Raw genomic sequence first — 21483 nt, forward strand, 5'->3', positions numbered from 1 at the left:
CCGGGCAGGTGCGCGTTCCGGTCACGGGGCGCACTTGCAGGTTTTCCTGTTCTGGAAACGCATCAGGACCGCAAGGATTTAGACCCCCTATCAGCTTTCTATGAAGGTGGCGACAGCGCCTTGTGCATGGGAATGGCGTGGAGTCCCGCCACGGTGAAGGTTTCAGCGCAAGCCCGGTAACCCAGACGGTGGTAAAACGCCTCGCCGGTACGGGTGCTGTAGAGCCGCGCCTGAGGCAAACCCTGAGCGATCAACCAGGTTTCGAGATCGTGCACCAGCGCTTGTCCGGCGCCTCGCCGAAACCATTCCGGCTGCACGTAACAAAACGCGACCTTGCCACTGATCGCCGCCATGGCGACGCCGATCGGTTTGTCCTGCAATAGGGCGATGTTCAGGTACAACCGCGGGTCGGCCAGCCAGGGTTGCACGTGTTCGATGGTTTTGTTGTGAGTCCAGGTGGCGACGGTTCGCGGATCGTTGCGGTGGTCGAGCGCGCAGCCGACGCGAATCGAGCGCTCGACGATCCGGCTGATGATCCCGGCGTCGGCAGGCGTTGCCTTGCAGATGTGTATCGATGCATCCATGGCGCTGTTACCTCAATCCATTGAGTCAAAGCTGCCGGGGACGATAGCGCTGTGGGGGCCGGGTGGCTAATGGAGAGACGTTACATTTGGTGTGCAACACAGAATAAATGTGGGAGCGGGCTTGCTCGCGAAGGCGGACTATCAGTCACATCATTTCTGGATGTGCCACCGCTTTCGCGAGCAAGCCCGCTCCCACACTGGATTTGTGTCGTTTATTGGATGGGCTGCAACGGCATCGTCAATTCAACCCGCAAACCATCCGGCCGGCTGTCGAAATGCAGGGTGCAGCCGCAGCGCTGGACGATGGCCTGGACAATCGCCAGACCGAGGCCGCAACCGGTGCTCTGGCCGTTGCGCCAGAAGCGTTGGGTCAGGTGTTGCAGGTCATCTTCGGCAATCCCCGGGCCGTGGTCGCGGACCAAAAATCTCACACGATTGCCAGTGGTTTCCAGGCTCAGCTCCACTGCCCCATCGTCAGGGGTATGGCGCAGGGCGTTGTCGAGCAAGTTGCGCAATGCGGCGATCGACAGCACCGCGGGCATTTGCAGCGGCGCCTCGGAGAATGTGGCCGGCAACTGAAATTTGATCCGCTGACGATCACCGCTGGCCGCATCCTGAATCGCCAGCTTCGCCACCTGTTCGGCGCTGCATTGCACGCCATCGTCGAACGACAGACTGCCCTCGACGCGCGCCAGCAGCAGCAATTGTTCAAGCGTGCGATGCAGCCGGTCAGCCCCCTCTTCTGCCCGCGCCAGGGATTGATCCCGGGCATTGCCTTCGGTCATGCGCGCCACTTGCAGGTGAGTTTTGATGGCAGTCAGCGGGCTGCGCAATTCATGCGCGGCATCACCGGTCAGGCGCCGTTCGCGCTCGATGGTCTTGCCGATGCGCTGAAACAGCTGATTCTGGGTTTCCAGCAGCGGTTGCAGTTCGCTGGGCAGCGGCTGGATCTGCAACGGTTCCAGGGAATCGGCGCTGCGCCGCATCAACGCATCGCGCATACGATTGAGCGGTGCCAGCCCCTGACCGATGCCAAGCCACAGCAGACACAGGCAGCCAAGAAGCGCCACGCCGACCGGCACCGAGGCCGCCAGCAGAATGGACATGTTCAGTGCTTCGCGCTCGATCTGCCGGTCGGCGGTGGTAATGCGCACATCACCGCGCGCCAGGGTGAAGCTGCGCCAGGGTGCGCCGTCGATCATTTGATCGTGGAAGCCCATTTTTTCGGCTTCCAGGGTTTGTTCGGGACTGCTGTGGCTGCGGGCCAGGATTTCGCCGCGCAACGAGCTGACCTGGCAGGCCATGCCGCCAGGAATGCTCAGCTGTTCAGCGCTGAAATGGGTCCCCTCGCCCTTGCTCGGCAACGCCGGCAGTTGCTCCAGCAGCCCGGCCACCATCCGAGCCGACGCCACCAGTCGCTGGTCGAGGGAAAACATCATCTGGTTGCGCAGATCACTGAGCATCCAGGCGGCGGCCAGGGCCCAGATCAGCGCAAACGCGGCGCCAAGGGTCAGGCTCAGCCGCAAACGCAGGCTCATCACTTCGATTGCTCTCCGCCATCGGCCGGCCCCAGGCGATAGCCCAAGCCACGCACCGTCTCGACAATGCCATTGCCGAGTTTGCGCCGCAGGTGATGGATATGGACGTTAAGGGCGTTGCTTTCCAGTTCGTCGTTGAAACCGTAGACGCTGTCCTTCAGTTGCTCGGTGGACAATACCCGACCGCGATTGTGCAGCAAGGCTTGCAACAGCGATTGCTCACGGCGTGACAGATCCACCGATTGGCCGCCGAGCAGGGTTTCGCGGCTGCTCGGGTCGTAGGTCAAACGACCGTGTTCAATCAGGTTGACGCTGCGCCCCGCCACTCGTCGCAACAAGGTGTGCAAGCGCGCGGCAAGTTCGCGCAGGTCGAACGGTTTGAGCAAGTAGTCGTCGGCACCGGCTTGCAGGCCGTCGACCCGGTCGGTGACCGAATCCCGCGCGGTGAGGATCAGCACCGGGATTTCCAGGCCATGGTGACGCAACTGCTGCAACAGCTTCAGGCCATCTTCATCGGGCAGGCCGAGATCGAGCACCATGACGTCGAACTCCGCGACTTTGAGCATCGCCCGGGCCTTTGATGCGGTGGCGACGTGCTCGACGGTCAGGCCTTGAGCGGTCAACCCGGCAACAATGCCGCTGGCGATCAGCTCATCGTCTTCACAAACCAGTACGTGCATGGTGAGCCCCGTAGAAAAAAGGTGATTAGGCCGGTAGCCGATTAAGCGGACATTATGCCGCAAGTGCCATTGTCACAAGGCGAGTGTGGTTAATCATCGGTTAATCGCCGCCCGCCACTGTGCACCTCACTTGCACAGGGATAAGGCTTACCCATGCGTCGATTGTTTTTATTCTTTGTTCTGTTGATCTCGGGTATCGCCCAGGCTGGAACGAATCCGTTCGAGACCAAACCCGAGTTTCTCCCGGTAGAAAAAGCGTTCATCTTCACCTCCGAACGCCTTGAATCCGGGGAAACCCAGCTCTATTGGCAGATTGCCGACAATTATTACCTGTATCAGAAACGCCTGAAATTCGACGGTCTGGCCCCGGAGCAAGTGCCGGTTCTGCCCGAGGGCGAGTCCCACAGCGACGAGTTCTTCGGCGAACAGCAGGTCTATCGCCAGGGCCTGGAGTTGAAGATTCCGGCCGGAGCCACTGGTCAGATCAAAGTAGGCTTCCAGGGCTGCGCCGATGCCGGTTTGTGTTATCCGCCGCAGACTCAAGTGGTCGACCTTGGCGCAAGCAACGTCCTTACCGCGTTTAATGAAGAGGCGCCCGACCAGGCCTTGGCCAGCGGCCTGCAGCAACGAGCGCTGGGTTGGAGCCTGCTGGTGTTCTTTGGCCTGGGGCTGCTGTTGGCGTTCACGCCATGTTCGTTGCCGATGCTGCCGATTCTGGCGGGTTTGATCGTTGGCAGCGGTGCCACGCCCAAACGCGGTTTTGCCCTGGCCGGCAGTTACGTGACCACCATGGCGTTGGTGTATGCGGCGATGGGCGTTCTGGCCGCTCTGCTGGGCGCAAACCTTCAAGCGCTGCTGCAGAATCCATGGCTGTTGGGCAGCTTTGCAGCAGTGTTCGTACTGCTGGCCTTGCCGATGTTCGGTTTCTTTGAGCTGCAGTTGCCGGTGGCCGTGCGAGATCGGCTGGAACATGTTTCGCGTAATCAGCGCGGTGGCAGCCTGATCGGTGCCGGTGTACTCGGGGCTTTGTCCGGCCTGTTGGTCGGTCCTTGCATGACCGCCCCATTGGCGGGTGCCCTGCTCTACATCGCGCAGAGCGGCAATGCGCTACACGGCGGGCTGATTCTGTTCGCTATGGGCATTGGCATCGGTGTGCCGCTGTTGCTGCTGGTGACTGTCGGCAATCGCTTCCTGCCCAAACCGGGTGCGTGGATGAACCTGCTCAAAGGCGTGTTCGGTTTCCTGTTCCTCGCAACTGCGTTGCTAATGCTGCGGCCGGTGCTGGATGAATCGCTGTGGCTCGGTTTGTGGGGCGCCTTGTTGCTGATCGCCGCCTACAGCGCCTGGAAGCAGTCGCAAGGATTTGGCCGAGTTGCCCACCTGTTCGGCGCCAGTTCGCTGCTGTTGGGGTTGTGGGGCAGCCTGTTGGTGGTCGGTGCGGCGGGTGGCAGTGACAATCCGTATCAGCCGTTGCAGGTGTACAGCGCCGACCGTACCGGCGCTGCCGCGCCGAGCGCGCATGAGGCATTCACCACGGTCAAGGAGCCCGCTGTGCTGCAACGCGAACTCGATGCGGCCAAGGCTCAGGGTCAATGGGTGCTGCTGGACTACTACGCCGACTGGTGTGTGTCGTGCAAAGTCATGGAAAAACAGGTCTTCGGCAAACCGCAGGTCCTGGAAGCGCTCAGCGATGTGCGCTTGCTACGGCTGGACGTCACCGCTGACAATGCCGCCAGCCGCGAACTGCTCGGCCGTTATAAAGTGCCGGGGCCGCCAAGCCTGTTGTGGATCGGCCCTAATGGTGAAGAGCGTCGCAGCCAGCGCATCACCGGTGAGGTCAATGCCGGCACCTTCCTGCAACGCTGGACCACCACCCGAGACGCTCGTTAATGCTGACTTTTACCCTCGGCACCTTTGCCATCGCGCTTAATCACCTGCTGCTGATCAGTGCCCTGGCGCTGGCGACCTTTGTCGGCTGGCGGGTGGCCAAGCGCGGTGGCGAGAACCCGGAGTCGGTGCTGTTCAGCCTGTTCCTGCTGGGCATGCTGGCGGCCCGGGTCGGTTTCGTGATCGCCTACTGGGCGCAGTATCGCAACGATCCGTGGCAGATCATCGACCTGCGCGACGGTGGTTTTCTCGCCTGGCCCGGGGTGGTCGTGCTGTTGCTTGCCGCCCTGTATCGAGGCTGGCGTCGCCCGGCCCTGCGTCGCCCGTTGGGCTTTGGCGTGGCCAGCGGTCTGGCGTTCTGGTTGCTGGCGACGTTCTCCCTGAGTATTTACGAACAAGGCACGCGCCTGCCGCAGATCACCCTGCGCAATGCCGCCGGCCAAACCGTGCAGCTCAGCGACTATCAGGGCGGGCCGCTGGTCATCAATCTTTGGGCCACCTGGTGCCCGCCGTGCCGCCGGGAAATGCCAGTGCTGGAAAACGCCCAGCAACAGCGTCCGGACCTGACCTTTCTATTCGTCAACCAAGCCGAAAGCATGCAGAGCGTCAGCACCTTCCTCGAAACCCAAGGCCTGAGCCTGACTAATGTGCTGTTCGATGGCAGCGGTCGATTGGGTCAGGCCGTGGGTTCCATGGCATTGCCGACTACGCTGTTCTATAGCCCCGACGGGCACCTGCTGGGCAGCCATCTGGGCGAACTCTCTGAAGCCAGCCTGGCCCGTGCCCTGGAAAACTTCGACACCCCGAACCCGGCCACCTCGGCCACGCCTTCAAGGAAATTGCCATGCTCCGCCTCCGCCACCTGCTGACGTTAACCCTGGGTGCCGCCTTGCTGCACTTGCCGTCGGTACAGGCCGAAGAATTGCCTGAAGCGATCAAGAAGATCGAAGCCAAGGGCGCGAAAATTGTCGGCACCTTCGACGCGCCCGATGGCCTGCGCGGTTATGCGGCGCAGTACCAGAACCGTGGCATGGCGCTGTACCTGACCCCGGACGGCAAACATGTACTGTTGGGCAATTTGTACGACGCCGAAGGCAATGACCTGAGCAGCGCGCCGTTGCAAAAACTGGTCTACGCGCCAATGGCCAAGGAAGTCTGGGGCAAGATGGAAGCGAGCAACTGGATCGGTGACGGCAACAAGGACGCACCGCGAATCGTCTATCTGTTCAGCGACCCGAATTGCCCGTACTGCAACATGTTCTGGGAACAGGCGCGACCGTGGGTCAAGGCCGGCAAGGTGCAGTTGCGGCACATCATGGTCGGCATCATTCGCGAAGACAGCCCGGGCAAATCTGCCGCGCTGCTGGCCGCCAAGGACCCGCAAAAAGCATTGGCAGATCACGAGAAATCCGGCAAGGAAAGTTCGCTCAAAGCCCTGAAAGATGTGCCGCCGGCGATTCAGGCGAAACTGGCGGCGAACATGCAGTTGATGGAAGAGCTGGAGCTGGCTGCCACCCCGGCGATTTTCTATATGGACGACAAGGGTCAGCTGCAACAGCAGCAAGGGGCGCCGTCGCCGGAGAAATTGGTGAAGATTCTCGGGCCTAAGTGATCCTGTCTTCAGGGTTGAGGTGATTTCACCGGCACCTTCGCGAGCAAGCCCGCTCCCACATTCGACCGCATTTCAATCAAAGAACTCGGTCAACTGTGGGAGCGGGCTTGCTCGCGAAGAACGATTACACGGACTTGCAGGTTCTCTCGCGCAAAAAACTCAGCAGCACCTCGGTGACGAATGCCGGATTCTCCAGATTGGAGATATGCCCCGCCTCCGGCACCAGCACATACGGGCAACCGATCAACTCGGCCATTTCTTTGGTTTCCGACGGCGGCCGTGGTTTGTCCTGATCGCCACACATCAACAGCGTGGTTTCAGGGTTCAGTTCACCCAGACGCGGCAGCAAATCATCACGCCCAAAGGTAATCCGCCCCATCGGCACGATGCTTTGACGCAGGCAGTCGGCCGGCAGCGCTGCCAATTTGACGCGGAAATCCTGATACAGCGCCGACTGCGGATCGATGCCTGGACGGAAGAATATCGGCACCACAATATCGAGCAGCTGCGGCGAGATCACACCGCTGTCTTCAATCTGCTTGAACAGCGAGAAATAGTATTGGCGAGTCGGTTCCGGTTCGGCGCCGACGTAGGTGTCCATCAGCACCAGACCGTTGAGCCGCTGCGGCGCCGACAGCGCCAGTCGAACGCCCCACATACCACCCACCGAAAGACCGACCAGCGTGACGCGATCGATGGCCAGGTGATCGAGCAAGGCCAGTGCCTGGCGCGCCACGTCATCCAGCGACTTTGTGCATTCGGGCATCCGTCCGGATTCGCCATGGCCCCACAGGTCCAGGGCGATGACCCGATAATGCTGCGACAGCGCCGCAATCTGTGGCGCCCACATAGCCTGGTCCCACAGGTAACTGCCGGCCAGCAGAACCGCAGGGCCTGTACCTTGATCTGTGTAGTGAAGCGCTTGTCCATCAACCGTTACGAAGGGCATCGACTGTCTCCCTGGTGAAATCGGATCCATTAAAAAAGCACAGGAAGACTGAGCCGCATGGGATCGGCAGTCAACCCGAGCTTTGTGGTGTCTGCACTGGCCCTTTCGCGAGCAAGCCCGCTCCCACACTGGGCCTGTGTTCGCAGGACAAATGTGGGAGCGGGCTTGCTCGCGAAGGGGCCTTCACAAACGCTAAAGAATTACAGCCCCTCCAACTCCGCCATCAGGTCATTCAACCGATCCACCTTCTCCTCGGTAATGTCGCTCGCCGCCAACCCGTCGATGTACTCGGCCAGCTCCGCCACCGTGCTGCACTCGAACATCGCCCGCAGCGGCACGTTGCGTTGCAGGGCTTTTTGCACCCGCGAGGCGATCTGTGTGGCCAGCAGCGAATGGCCGCCGAGTTCGAAGAAGTTGTCACGCACGCCAACCTTCTCGACCTTCAACACCTCGGCCCAAATATCCGCCAAGGTCTGCTCCAGCTCATTGCGCGGCGCCTGATAGTCCTGGCTCTGCAACTGGCCGATTTCCAGCGCCGGCAAGGCCTTGCGATCGAGTTTTCCGTTGGCGTTGAGCGGCAGCTTGTCGAGCCACAGCCAGTGCAGCGGCACCATGTATTCCGGCAATTCGGCGCGCAGACGTTGCTTGATGCGCTCCAGTCGTTCATTCGGATTCAGCGCCGACTCCGCTGCGACCAGATAGCCGACCAAATGCTTGCCGTTGACACCTTCCTGCACCCCCACCGCCGCGTCGCGAACTTCCGGTTGCTCGTGCAGACGGGACTCGATTTCACCCAGTTCGATGCGGTAACCGCGAATCTTCACCTGATGGTCGATGCGTCCGACGTATTCCAGCACGCCGTCACTGCGACGTCGGGCCAGGTCGCCGGTGCGATACAGACGATCACCCGGTGCGCCGAACGGGTTCGGCACAAACACCTGCGCAGTGCGCAACGGATCGCTCACATAGCCGCGCCCCACACCGGTACCAGCCACGCACAACTCCCCCACCGCCCCCAACGGCACCAATTCCAGCGCGCCATCGAGCAGGTACAAACGGTTGTTGTCCGTCGGCGTACCAATCGGCAGATAACTGCCGCGCGTCGAAGCCAGGTCGACACGGAAGAACGCCACATCGTCCGAGCATTCCGCCGGGCCATAGGCGTTCACCAAGCCAATTTCCGGGTAACGCAGCAACCATTGATGCGCCAGTTCCGGTGGCATTGCTTCACCGGTCGGCAGCATCCAGCGCAGGCCATCGAGGCTCATGCGGTCCTGGGCGAGCATGCCCTGAATCAACGATGGCACGCTTTCCAGCACGGTGACGCCGTGGCTCTGAACATGGGCCAGCAAGCCTTGTGGATCGTGGGCGATGCTGTTCGGCACAATGTCCACCCGAGCGCCGAACAGCGGTGCCGCGAGGAATTGCCAGACCGAAATATCGAAGCTTTGCGAAGCGGTCTGAGCGATCACATCAGCCTCGCTCAATTTCAGGTACGGCACCTTGCTCAACTGGTTATTGAGCATGCCGCGTTGCTCCACCATCACTCCCTTCGGCAAGCCGGTGGAGCCCGATGTGTAGATCACATAGGCGAGGTTGTCCGGGCCGCTATAAATGCCCGGATTGGCAACCGAAACTTCGCTCGCCTGCACCTCTTCCCAGACCAGCAATCGAGGTCGGTTGGCACAACCGAACTCTTCCAGCAGCGCGACGGCTTGTTCACGACACGCCTGAGTGCAAACCAGCAACGGCGTGCGGCTCAGGTCGATGATCCGGCTCAGGCGCTGACTCGGCAGGCCCGGGTCCAGCGGCAAGTAACCGGCGCCGGCCTTGAAGCTACCGATGATCATGCCCAGCAAATCGAGATTGCGCTCAGCCAACAACGCCACCGGTTGATCCAGGCCGACGCCGGCCGCCATCAGCGCATGGCCGAGACGATTGCTGCGCTGGTTCAGCTCAACGTAGCTGTGCTGCTGATCAAGACAACTGGCGGCAACTCGCTGCGGATGCTCGGCAACCTGCGCTTCGAACAATGAGACATAGCTCCGCTCCAGCGGGTAGTCGTGTTCGCTCTGGTTGCAGCCATGGATCAGGAAGTCCTGCTCTTCGTTGCCCAGCAGCGGCAGATCCGCCATGTCGCCATGGAAGCCTTCGACCAGCGCCAGCAGCAGGCGCTTGAATTCGCCGAGCATGCGCTCGACCGTGGATTCGTCGAAATAATGCTGGTCGTAGGACAGGTGCAAGCCCAGGTCATCGCCCGGATAACACACCGCCGTCAACGGGAAGTTGGTGTGGGTGCGGCCCGAATCCGAAGTCGCGTTGAGGCTCTGCGCACGGTCCAGCACCGAGACTTCCACCGGCGCGTTTTCGAACACGAACAAGCTGTCGAACAGCGGCTGGCCTTTAGGCAGTTCGCTGTTTTCCTGGATGCTCACCAGCGGCAAGTATTCGTACTCGCGCAGTTGCATGTTGCTGTCGAGCAAGCCAGTGAGCCACTGACGAACGCTGCAACGCTGATCGTCTTCGGGCATTTTCACCCGCAGGGCGATGCTGTTGATGAACAGCCCGACGGTGCGTTGCATCTCTGGCATCTCCACCGGCCGCCCGGCCACCGTGACGCCGAACAGCACGTCGCGATCACCGCTCAAGCGACGCAGCACCAGCGCCCACGCCGCTTGGGCGAAGGTGTTGATGGTCAGCTGATGGGCCTGGGCCAGTTCGCGCAATTGCGCACCATCGCGGGCATCGAGTCGGGTATAGCGGTCGCCGACGATCATGCCGCCGCTGTCGCCGGCATGTTCACGCAGGAACGGCCGGTCACTCGGAATCGGCGTGGTGCGCTCGAAACCTCGCAGGTTCTGCTGCCACCACTGCCGCGCTTCGGCCAGGCTCTGGCGTTGCAGCCAACCAATGTAATCGCGATAACGCGGCGGCACCGCCAGTTGCGCTTCGCGGCCTTCGCCGAGGGCGGTGTAGATCTCGAAGAAGTCGTTCATCAGCAGCGAACGGCACCAGGCATCGATGAGGATGTGGTGGTTGCTCATCATGAACCAGTAACGCGCCGCGGCCACGCGGATCAAGCGCAGGTGGAACGGTGCCTGATTGAGCAGATCGAACCCGGCCTCACGCTCGCTTTTCAGCAGCGCCTGCAACTTCGGCTCTTGCTCGGTTTCGGCCACCGCGCTCCAGTCCAGATATTCGATCGGCGTGCTGCCCGGTTTGTGGATCACTTGCAGCATGTCTTCGCCGACATTCCAGCAGAACGAGGCGCGCAAGGCTTCATGTCGGGCGATCACCGCTTGCCAGGCCTGAGCGAAACGTTGCGGGTCGAGCTCGCTGTTGATGCGGTAACGGTCCTGCATGTAGTAGAGGCCGGTGCCCGGTTCGAGCAAGGTGTGCAGCAGCATGCCTTCCTGCATCGGGGTCAGCGGGTAAACGTCTTCGATCATCGCCGCTGGCACTGGCAATGCGTCGAGTTGCGGTTGAGTCAGTCGGGCCAACGGGAAGTCCGACGGCGTCAGCCCGCCCGCGTGGTCGCTCAGGCAATGCTGGATCAGGCTTTGCAATTCGCCCAGATACGCCTCTGCCAGTTTGGTGATGGTTTGCAGATCGTGGCGTTCGGCGCTGAAGGTCCAGCGCAGCACCAACTCACCGCCATACACCTGGCTGTCGACGCTCAGCTCGTTAGGCAGCGGAGCGTGTGGATCATGGGCCGCGCCCACCGGTTCATCGAGCGGACGGAACAGCGCATCACTGCCGAAACTCTGGTCGAACTGCCCCAGGTAGTTGAAGGTGATCGGCGCCACCGGCAATGCAGCCATGGTCTGACGGCACACGCCATCGGCCAGGTAACGCAGCACGCCATAACCCAAGCCTTTGTGCGGCACCGCGCGCAATTGCTCCTTGATCGCCTTGATCGAGGCACCCTGTTCACTCATGGGTGTGAGGCGCAGCGGATAGGCGCTGGTGAACCAGCCCACGGTGCGGGTCAGGTCGATCTCGTCGAACAGGGTTTCACGACCGTGGCCTTCGAGTTGAATCAACGCTGATTCGTGACCACTCCAGCGGCACACCACACGGGCCAATGCGGTCAGCAGCAGATCATTGACCTGAGTGCGATAGGCCGTCGGCGCCTGTTGCAGCAGTTGGCGGGTACGCTCGCTGTCGAGGCGCACGCTGACGGTTTGCGCGTGACGATTTTGCTGACCACCCTGCGGACGATCACAGGGCAACTCAGCGCTTGGGCCGGCCAGTTGCGTCTGCCACCAGCTCAATTCTTCACGCAGGGATTCGCTGCCGGCGTAAGCCTGCAACCGTGCGGCCCAGTCCTTGAAGCCGCTGGTTTTCGCCGGCAGTTTTGCCGACTGCCGGGACTCGAGTTGACGATAAACCGTTTGCAGATCGTCCAGCAGCACCCGCCACGACACCCCGTCCACCACTAGGTGGTGAATGGCAATGAACAGCCGTTGTTGCCCCTCAGGATCATCGACAAGCAGCGCCCGCATCAGCGGCCCTTGTTCAAGGTCGAGGCTGCGTTGGGCATCGGCGAACAGCGCCACGCATTTGTCCATGGTCGGCACTTGCACCTGCCACAGCACGGCAGCGTCGGAAGCCGCCTGGTGTTCGGCCTGCCAGTGGCCGGCGACGTCGGTGAAACGCAAACGCAAGGCGTCGTGTTGTTCAATTACCGCCAGCAGCGCTTGCTCCAGACGATGCGGGTCGAGCGCCACGGTCGGTTCCAGCAGCAACGCCTGATTCCAGTGTTGACGCTGCGGGATTTCAGTGTCGAAGAACCAATGTTGAATCGGCGTCAAACGCGATTCGCCCGTCAGCAAACCTTGCTCGGCCGTGACCTGCTCGGTGCGGGTCGCGACGGCGGCGAGGGTTTGCACTGTCTGGTGCTGGAACAGGTCACGCGGGCTGAAATGGATGCCCTGCTGCCGCGCACGACTGACCACCTGGATCGACAGAATCGAATCGCCGCCCAGTTCGAAGAAGTTGTCGTTGAGGCCGACCTGCTGGACGTTCAGCACTTCGCACCAGATCCCGGCCAGGGTCAACTCGAGTTCGTTGCTCGGCGCCACGTACTGCTGTCGATTCAACTCCGGGTCCGGTGCCGGCAGTGCGCGACGGTCGAGCTTGCCGTTGGCGGTCAGCGGCATGCTGGCCAGCAGGATCAAGTGCATCGGCACCATGTAATCCGGCAACTGCGATTTGAGGTGCGCCTTCAACGCTTCGCGCAATGCAGTTTGTTGCGCTTCATCCTGTTCGGCGACGTGGGTGACCAGGTAGCCGACCAACTGCTTGCCGCTCGGTGCGTCGAGGGCCAGCACCACCGCTTCACGCACGGATTCGTGTTCCAGCAAGCGGGTTTCGATCTCGCCCAGTTCGATGCGGAAACCACGGATCTTCACTTGATGGTCGATGCGACCGAGGTACTCGACCAGACCATCAGCGCGCTGACGGACAAGATCGCCGGTGCGGTACAAACGTCCGCCGTTCACTGCAAAAGGATCGGCGACAAACCGTTCGGCGGTCATGCCCGGACGCTGGTGATACCCCTGCGCCAGACCGGCACCGCCGACATACAACTCGCCTGTTGCGCCTTGTGGCACCAACGCCAGATCGGCGTCGAGGATGTACGCCACCCTAGCGCCAATAACGCTGCCAATCGGCACGCTGCCCAGCCCTTCTTCCAGTTGCTCGGGTGCCAGGCTGGCAAGCGGCATGACCACAGTTTCAGTCGGGCCGTAGGCGTTGAAAAACAAGCTCGGTTTGAACGCCGCGCGAATCCGTTGCAAGTGTTCGCCGGTCAGCGCCTCGCCGCCGGTGATGCACATGCGCACTGGCAGGGTTTCGCCCTGAGTCGCCAGCCATTGCGCCAACTGGCTGCCGTAGCTTGGGGTGAAACCCAGAATGTTGATGCTGTGCCGACGAATCAGCCCGCAAATCTCTTGCGCATCCCACTGGCCTTGCGCACGCAGGACAACCTGCGCACCGCTCAGCAGCGGCACCAGCAGACGCTCGGTCGCGGCATCGAAGTTGATCGAATAGAAGTGCAATTCACAGTCGTCCGGGCGCATGCCGAAGCGCTCAATCACTGCACGGCAATGCATGGCGATTTCACCGTGGGACACCACCACGCCTTTCGGTTTGCCGGTGGAGCCTGAGGTGTAAATCAGATACGCCTGATGCTGCGGCAGGCTGATAAACGGCAGTTCGCTGGCCGGGTAGTTGGCCAGTGCGGCGGCGTCTTCTTCCAGGCACCAGCGGCCGACGCTGGCCGGCAATTCACCGAGGGCCGCGAACATCGCCGCATCGCTGAGCAGCAAACCGAGGCCGCTGTCTTCGATCATGTAGTGCAAGCGGTCCAACGGGTATTCCGGGTCCAGCGGCACATAGGCGCCACCAGCCTTGAGGATCGCCAGCAAGCCGACGACCATCTCCAGCGAACGCGCAAGCATAAGACCGACCCGAACCTGCGGCCCGACACCGCGCTCGCGCAGCATCCAGGCCAGACGATTGGCGCGGCTGTCGAGCTCGGCGTAGCTCAATGTTTGCCCGGCGAACGTCAGGGCCGGCGCGTCCTTGCGCACCAGCGCCTGTTCGCTGAACAGGTGATGGATGCATTGATCGAGGCGATGCTCGCCCGACTCAATGCCGAGGCTGTCGAGCAGGTTTTGCTGTTCAGTGGCTTCCAGCAACGGCAGCTCGCTGAGGCGCTGCTGCGGATCGGCGAGCAACGCTTCCAGCAGATTGCGCCAGTGCCCGGCCATGCGCGCAATGCGCGGTTCATCAAACAAATCGGTGCTGTAAGTCAGGCAGCAACCGAGGCGATGGTCGAGGTCGGTAACTTCCAGGTTGAGGTCGAACTTGGTCGCTCGCGCATCGTTGGCCAGGTACTCGACAGTCATCCCGGCCAGGGTGCGACTCTGCTGGAATTCCCAGCGCTGCACATTGCACATCACCTGGAACAGCGGGTTGTAAGCCGCGCTGCGGGTTGGCTGCAAGGCTTCTACTAGATGATCGAACGGCAGGTCCTGATGGGACTGGCCTTCGATCACGGTGTGGCGAACCTGCTCGAACAACTCGCCGACGGACATCTGCCCGTCGAGCTGGCAACGCAGCACTTGAGTGTTGAGGAACGCGCCGATCAGCCCTTCGCTTTCCGGGCGAATGCGGTTGGCCACCGGTGCACCAATGCGCAAATCGGTCTGGCCGCTGTAGCGGTAAAGCAGCACCGCCAGCGCGGCCGTCATGGTCATGAACAGAGTCAGACCGTTTTGGGTGTTGAAGGCCCGAACCCGCGCCGCGAGTTCATCACTGAGGTCGAAGCGAAACAGTTCACCCTGATGACTTTGCACCGGTGGACGCGGACGATCGGCCGGCAGTTCCAGCAGCGGATGTTCGCGGCCCAGTTGCGCGGTCCAGTAATCGAGCTGGCGCTGACGTTCGCCGGACTCCAGCCACTGACGCTGCCACACGCTGTAATCCAGATACTGCACCGGCAGCGGTTGCAACGGCGATTCGCGATCATCGACGAACGCTTCGTAGAGCGCGCTCAGTTCCCGGGCGAAGATGTCCATCGCCCAGCCTTCGGTGACAATGTGATGCAGGGTCAGGACGAAGTAATGCTCCTGCTCGGCGGTCTTGACCAGGCAAGCACGCAGCAGCGGCCCGGTTTCCAGATCGAAAGGTTTATGGGCTTCGTCATCGGCCAGTTGCTGGACCTGCCATTCGCGGCCATCGGTATCCAGCGTGGTGAAATCCTTCCAGTCCATGCGCAGGCGGGTGTCTGGATGAACCTGTTGCCGGGCCACGCCGTCGACGCTCGGGAACGTCGTACGCAGGGTTTCGTGACGCATGATCAGCGCTTGCAATGCCGCTTCGAAACGCCCGACATCCAGCACGCCGCGCAACCGCGCCATGCCGCCAACGTTGTAGGCCGGGCTGTCCGGTTCCATCTGCCAGAGGAACCACATGCGTTGCTGGGAATAGGACAGCGGCACCGGCTGGCTGCGGTCGACCTTCTCGATCGGTGGCTGTTTGTTGGTTTTACCGCTGGCCTGGATCAAGCAAACCTGTTCGGCAAAAGCACCGAGTTCACTGGCCTCGAACAGCGCCCGCAACGGCAACTCGACGTCGCAAGCCTGGCGGGTGCGGGAGATAATTTGCGTGGCCAACAGCGAATGGCCGCCGAGGGCGAAGAAGTCATCACGCAGGCCGATCTGTGTTTGGCCCAGCACTTCACGCCAGATGCCGGCGATTTGTTGCTCAAGGGCAGTGACTGGTTCGACGTGCTCACGGACTTGCCACTGGGGCTCCGGCAAGGCGCGACGGTCGAGTTTGCCACTCGGGCTCAGAGGCATTTCATCCAGACGCATGAGCTGCGCCGGGACCATGTATTCCGGCAGCTCAGCGGCCAGCGCGGTTTTCAGGCGCGTGGTTTGAGCCACTTCGGTTTCGCTGTTTTCAGTGGCGATGTAGTAACCGATCAATTGCCCGCCGGCCGCCGTTTCACGCACCAGTACCACCGCTTGGGCGACTCCGGGCTGCGCCAACAGACGCGCTTCGATTTCTTCCGGCTCGACTCGAAAACCACGCAGTTTGACTTGCTGATCGAGACGGCCGAGGTATTCGATCACGCCGTCGGCGGTCCAGCGGGCACGGTCGCCGGTGCGGTACAGACGTGCGCCCTGCTCGCCCAGCGAATCGACCACAAAGCGTTCCGCGGTCAAACCTGGACGACCGAGGTAACCTCGGGCCAAACCGATACCGCTGATGCACAGTTCACCCGGCACACCGGCCGGTACCGGATTGAGATCGCTATCGAGCACGCGGCACAGTACGTTGCCCAATGGCCGGCCAATCGGTGAGCGCTCGCCATCAGCCGTTGTGCAGTGCCAGTGGGTGACGTTGATCGCTGTTTCGGTCGGGCCGTAGCGGTTGTGCAGTTGCACTGCAGGTAAGTGTTCCAGTACGCGGTTGCGCAGTTCGGCGGGTAACGCTTCACCACCGGAGAACAGTCGACGCAGGCTGGTGCATTCGGCGCTGAGCGGTTCGTCGATGAACAACGCCAGCAACGGCGGTACGAAGTGCAGTGTTGTCACGCCGAATTGTTGAACCAGTTGTGCGATGCGATGCGGATCGCGGTGTTCGCCGGGGCCGGCGAGCAGCAGGCGGCACCCGGTGATCAGCGGCCAGAAGCATTCCCATACCGACACGTCGAAACTGATCGGCGCTTTTTGCATTAGCACATCAGTCTGGTCCAGACGGTAAGTGGCTTGCATCCATTGCAGGCGTTCAGCGAGGGCCGCGTGAGTATTGCCAACGCCCTTCGGTTGACCGGTGGAGCCGGAGGTATAAATCACGTAGGCCAGGTTGTCGCCGTGCAGGTGCAGACCCGGCGTATGGCTTGGCCAGTTCTCCAGATGCAGGACGTCCATGGCAATCACGCTGACGCCGTCGGTGGCCGGCAAGCGATCGAGCAATTCGGTTTGGGTCAGCAGAAGCTCGACGCCACTGTCACTGAGCATGTAGGCCAGCCGCTCAGCCGGGTAGTCCGGGTCCAACGGCACATAAGCGCCGCCTGCCTTGATGATCGCCAGCAAACCGATCAGCAACTGCGGCGAACGCTCGGCGGCAATGGCCACGCACACGTCCGGGCCGACACCTTTGTCGCGCAGGTAATGCGCCAGGCGGTTGGCCTGGGCGTGCAGTTCGGCAAAATCCAGGCTGCCGCCGTCCCACAGCAGCGCGGTGCGCTCCGGGGTCTGGCGCGCTTGTTCGTTGAGCAACTCAGGTAGCCATTGGCTGGCCGGAGTGCACGGCGCGGCGCTCCAGGCGGATTGCTGATCGTGCTCGCTCGAGGTCAGCAGTTGCAGGTCGCCGATGGCGGTCGTCGGTTGTTCGCAGACAGCTCGCAGCAGGTTGCTGAAATGCTCGGCAAGACGCTCGATAGTCGTGGTGTCGAATAGCTCGCTGGCGTAGTCGAACGACAGGCTCAGACGCCCGTTGCGATCTTCTTCGCTGTGCAGTTGCAGGTCGAACTTGGCTTCGCGGCTGTGCCACGGCAGTTCTTCGGCGAGCAGTCCCGGCAAGCGACGCAGCGCACTGAGATCCCGTTGCTGATGGTTGAACATCACCTGGAACAAACCCTGCTCGCGGGCCTGCGGGAAGGCTTCGAGCAGTTGTTCGAACGGCAGATCCTGATGCGCTTGCGCGCCCAATGCGGCTTGACGGGTTTGCGCCAGCAACGCAACGAACGGCAGTCGCGAATCCACCTCGGCACGCAGAACCTGGGTGTTGATGAAGAAGCCGATCAGCCCTTGGGTTTCCAGGCGCGGGCGGTTGGCATTTGGCACGCCGACGCGGATGTCGCGTTGGCCGCTGTAGCGATGCAGCAGACTCTGGAATGCCGCGAGCAACAGCATGAACGGCGTCGATTCATGGGCCTGGGCAGTCTGGCGAATGGCATCGCTCAGGCTCGCGTCCAAACGCAGCGTGTGGCGGGCGGCGCTGTGAATGTGTTGGGCCGAACGCGGATGATCGGTGGCCAGGTTCAGGGGCGGATGATCAACGCCCAACTGCGCTTTCCAGTAAGCGAGTTGACGCTCGCCCTCCCCTTGCGCCAACCACTGGCGCTGCCAACTGCCGTAGTCGGCGTATTGAGTCAGCAACGCTGGAAGGCTGGCGCTCTGGCCATGAGAGGCGGCCGCGTACAGCCGCGAGAATTCGTCGATCAACACGTTCATCGACCAGCCGTCGGCGATGATGTGGTGCATCGTCACCAGCAGTTGATGGTCCTCATCGCCGAGGCGCACGAGCGTCACCCACAGCAGCGGGCCTTTTTCCAGATCGAACTGTGTACGGGCTTCGTCCTCGCGGATCTGCTGCGCGCGGGCTTCACGTTCGGCGGCTGGCAGGTCGCTGATGTCGATCACTTGCAGGTTGAATTCGCCGGCAGTAATGACCTGTTGCAGAGCCACACCATCACGCTCGAAAAACCGTGTGCGCAGGGATTCGTGACGCTCGATCAGTTGCTGGAAACTGGCGCGCAAGGCGTCTTCGTCCAGTTCGCCGCGCAGGCGCAAGGCACCGGGGATGTTGTAGGCGCTGCTCTGCGGGTCGAGTTGCCAGGTAATCCACAAACGGTTTTGCGCCAGGGATTGCGGCATGGCGTCACTGCGCGACAAGGGCATGATCGCGCCTTGGGCCACGCCGCCATCCTGTTGTTGCTGAGCGATGGCAGTGGCGAATGCGCCGAGGGTCGGCGCTTCGAACAACAGGCGCAGATTCAGCTCCAGCCCCAACTCTTCGCGCAGGCGTGCGACTACTTGAGTGGCGGCGATGGAGTTTCCGCCGAGCAGGAAGAAATGGTCATCGGCATTGACCTGCTTGACCTGCAATTGCTCACACCAGATCTGGCCGATCAGGGTTTGCAGCTCTGAGCCGGCGTTGGTTTCAGACGTGTTTGCGATGTCTGCTGACGGGAATAGCGCATAGCTGTCGAGGCTGCCATCGGCCAGGCGATTGCGGCACACCGAGCGTTGCAACTTGCCGCTGGACGTCTTCGGCAGCGCCCCCGGATTGAGCAATACCACCACGCTCGGCGCTTCCTGATACGCCTCGGCCACCGCTTGGCGGATGGCTTTGATCAGCGCCTCGGGCGGCAGGATTTTCTGCACACTGCGGCTGATTTCCGCAGCGATGCCGATGCCCTCCTGACCCTCGATGTTGACTGCGAATGCGGCCACGCGACCTTTGCGCACCACCTCCACTTCACGCTCGATGGTCTGTTCGATGTCCTGCGGATAAAGGTTGTGACCGCGCACGATCAGCATGTCTTTCAGGCGACCGGTGATGAACAGTTCACCGTCCCGCAAAAAACCCAGGTCTCCGGTGCGCAACCAGGTGCGGCCAGCGCGCTGGACGAAAGTCTTGGCCGTGGCCTCGGGGTTGCGCCAGTAGCCATGGGCGATGCTCGGCCCGGTAGCCCAGACTTCACCGACGGCGTTGTCGGCGAGTTCTTCGAGCGATACGGCATCGACAATCAGCACTGCGTGATCCGGCTGGCTGATGCCGCAACTCATGATCGGACTGCCATCGCCCGGCTCGGCACGGTTCTGCGCCAAGGCCTGATCATCCACACGCAATGCCGGGATGCCCTGACCGCGCGGGCTGCCGGCAACGAACAGCGTGGCTTCCGCCAAGCCGTAAGAGGCCATGAAGCTGTCCGAGGTAAAGCCACAGGCCGCGAACTTCTCGGCGAAGCGCTCCAGGGTGTCGAGGCGAATCGGTTCGGAACCGGAGTACGCCACGCGCCAGCCGCTCAGGTCGAGGCGTTCCAGAGCGGATTCGCTGACCCGTTCGCTGCACAGTCGGTAGGCGAAGTCCGGCCCGCCGCTGATGGTGCCGCCGTATTCGCTGATCGCTTCCAGCCAGCGCAATGGCCGACCGAGGAAGTACGCCGGCGACATCAACACGCACGGCACACCGCTGAAAATCGGCTGCAACAGGCCACCGATCAGGCCCATGTCGTGGTACAGCGGCAGCCAGCTGACGATCACGTCATCGGGGTTCAGATCGATGCCGAATCCGTGGCGAATCAGCAGTTCGTTGGCCACCAGGTTGCCGTGGCTGACTTGCACACCTTTAGGCAACGCCGTGGAGCCGGAGGTGTATTGCAGGAAGGCGATGTGCTCGCCGTGCAAGTCCGGCGCGACCCAGCGTTCGGCCAGGGCGCTGTCGAGGGTGTCGACACATAGCAGCGGCGGCGCCTCGTTGATTTGCAGTAACGCATCACGCAGGTCGGCGCTGGTCAGCAGCAAGCGCGGCTCGGCATCGCCAATGATCGACAGCAAACGTTCCTGGTGATGACGACGGGTCGATTCAGGCGGATAGGCCGGCACTGCAATTACACCTGCGTACAGACAGCCAAAAAACGCCGCGACGTAATCCGGGCCGCTGGGAAACAGCAACACCGCGCGATCGCCGAACGACGTCTCGGCCTGCAACGCACCGGCAATGGTTCGCGCCCGTTGATCCAGCTCACGATAACTGAGCACCACAGCCTGATCCTGGGTTTCGGCGAGAAAACGCAAGGCCACCCGGTCCGGCGTCAGGGCCGCGCGGCGCTGAAGGGATTGGACCAGTGTGCTGGGGAGTTCGAACGCGTCGGTCATGAGGTTTCCTGCCTGAATTCGGCTTGCAAGTGGAATCGGTTTTCGTACGTCACGCCCGTTCATGGACATGCAGGACGCGGTCTTCGCCGACCGCGCAAGGCTTGGGAATGCTGGTTTGGCCGGGGCTTGCGCCCGCAGCCATTCACCAATGAGAACGGATGAGGTCTTGAAATAATTAGTCGCCAGGCTTGAGCGCCAGCAGGCTTGAGGTCGGTAGGTGAGTCAGCGTGTCGCCGTTCTCACTCTGCTCTTTTGTGGCGCATTAATTCTCTTTCTCAATTGACAATCATTATCATTCAACCTAATTTGTCGCTCGATGTGTAGGACGACGCCGATCCCCCTGACGTCCCACGACCCTATTTGCAGCAAGGTGATTTCCAATGACGGAACAAGTATCGACAAGCAGGTGCGATTCACCGCTACTTCAGGCCTTCGTCGACAACCGACTGATTCTGGTCAAGATTGCAGCCCGCATCACCGGTTGCCGATCACGCGCCGAAGACGTGGTGCAGGATGCGTTCTTCCGGCTGCAATCGGCGCCGCAGATCACGTCATCAATCAAGGCGCAGCTCAGCTATCTGTTCCAGATCGTGCGCAATCTGGCGATTGATCATTACCGCAAGCAGGCGCTAGAGCAGAAGTATTCGGGCCCGGAAGAGGAAGGTCTGAACGTGGTGATTCAGGGCGCTTCGCCGGAAACCTCGCACATGAATTTCTCGACCCTGGAAAACATCGCCGATGCGCTGACGGAGCTGCCCAGCCGCACCCGTTACGCCTTCGAGATGTACCGCCTGCACGGTGTGCCGCAAAAAGATATCGCCAAGGAACTCGGCGTCTCGCCAACCCTGGTGAACTTCATGATTCGTGATGCGCTGGTGCATTGCCGCAAGGTGTCGGGCAATCGTGCGGATACCTTTGCTCGTCGCTGAAATTTGCGCCGCTCCATTCGCGAGCAAGCCCGCTCCCACATTTGATCGGTGTGAACACCGATTTGGTGTACACCAAAAATCTACTGTGGGAGCGGGCTTGCTCGCGAAGGCAGACTCAAG

Annotated in this window: 9 protein-coding genes; 4 read left to right on the forward strand and 5 right to left on the reverse strand. The window is 61.6% G+C overall.

The window, feature by feature from the left end; translation table 11 throughout:
- Window positions 1–98 precede the first annotated feature (98 nt).
- The 3 genes from AB7M29_RS25640 to AB7M29_RS25650 form a co-directional block, all read right to left on the reverse strand.
- Window positions 99–584 carry a GNAT family N-acetyltransferase gene (locus AB7M29_RS25640; protein ID WP_454248277.1) on the reverse strand — a complete coding sequence of 162 codons (486 nt, stop codon included), beginning with the start codon at window positions 582–584 and terminating at the stop codon, window positions 99–101.
- A 212-nt stretch (window positions 585–796) separates the two neighbouring features.
- Window positions 797–2125, reverse strand: coding sequence for an ATP-binding protein (locus AB7M29_RS25645; protein ID WP_454248278.1), 1329 nt, complete (start codon window positions 2123–2125; stop codon window positions 797–799).
- Window positions 2122–2802 (reverse strand): response regulator, encoded by a 681-nt coding sequence (locus tag AB7M29_RS25650; RefSeq protein WP_030132275.1) that lies wholly within the window; start codon window positions 2800–2802, stop codon window positions 2122–2124. The genes AB7M29_RS25645 and AB7M29_RS25650 overlap by 4 nt, the downstream gene beginning before the upstream one ends.
- A gap of 153 nt (window positions 2803–2955) precedes the next feature.
- On the opposite strand from AB7M29_RS25650, the gene dsbD reads away from it, so the two are divergent.
- Genes dsbD through dsbG form a run of 3 tightly spaced genes read left to right on the forward strand, consistent with a single transcriptional unit; the run spans window position 2956 to window position 6301 of the window.
- On the forward strand, window positions 2956–4692 hold the full coding sequence (dsbD, locus tag AB7M29_RS25655; protein WP_454248279.1) for a protein-disulfide reductase DsbD: 1737 nt from the start codon (window positions 2956–2958) through the stop codon (window positions 4690–4692).
- Window positions 4692–5558, forward strand: a complete 867-nt coding sequence (locus AB7M29_RS25660) for a TlpA disulfide reductase family protein (RefSeq protein WP_217858726.1) — start codon at window positions 4692–4694, stop codon at window positions 5556–5558. Before dsbD ends, AB7M29_RS25660 begins: the two co-directional genes overlap by 1 nt.
- Window positions 5534–6301: a thiol:disulfide interchange protein DsbG gene (dsbG, locus tag AB7M29_RS25665; protein WP_454248280.1), complete on the forward strand. Its 768-nt coding sequence runs from the start codon at window positions 5534–5536 to the stop codon at window positions 6299–6301. Before AB7M29_RS25660 ends, dsbG begins: the two co-directional genes overlap by 25 nt.
- Window positions 6302–6425: 124 nt before the next feature.
- Here dsbG and AB7M29_RS25670 read toward each other — a convergent pair whose 3' ends face one another.
- Both AB7M29_RS25670 and AB7M29_RS25675 read right to left on the reverse strand, forming a co-directional pair.
- Entirely contained in the window at window positions 6426–7250 is an 825-nt protein-coding gene (locus AB7M29_RS25670) for an alpha/beta fold hydrolase (protein WP_454248281.1), read from the reverse strand.
- 200 nt (window positions 7251–7450) lie between these two features.
- Entirely contained in the window at window positions 7451–20434 is a 12984-nt protein-coding gene (locus AB7M29_RS25675; protein ID WP_454248282.1) for a non-ribosomal peptide synthetase, read from the reverse strand.
- Between the two features lie 380 nt (window positions 20435–20814).
- Here AB7M29_RS25675 and AB7M29_RS25680 point away from each other — a divergent pair, with 380 nt between their 5' ends.
- The gene (locus AB7M29_RS25680; protein ID WP_007894994.1) at window positions 20815–21363 is read left to right on the forward strand and encodes an RNA polymerase factor sigma-70; all 549 of its coding nucleotides are present in this window, start codon (window positions 20815–20817) and stop codon (window positions 21361–21363) included.
- Window positions 21364–21483: the final 120 nt, after the last annotated feature.

The sequence above is a fragment of the Pseudomonas sp. F-14 TE3623 genome (assembly GCF_053629015.1).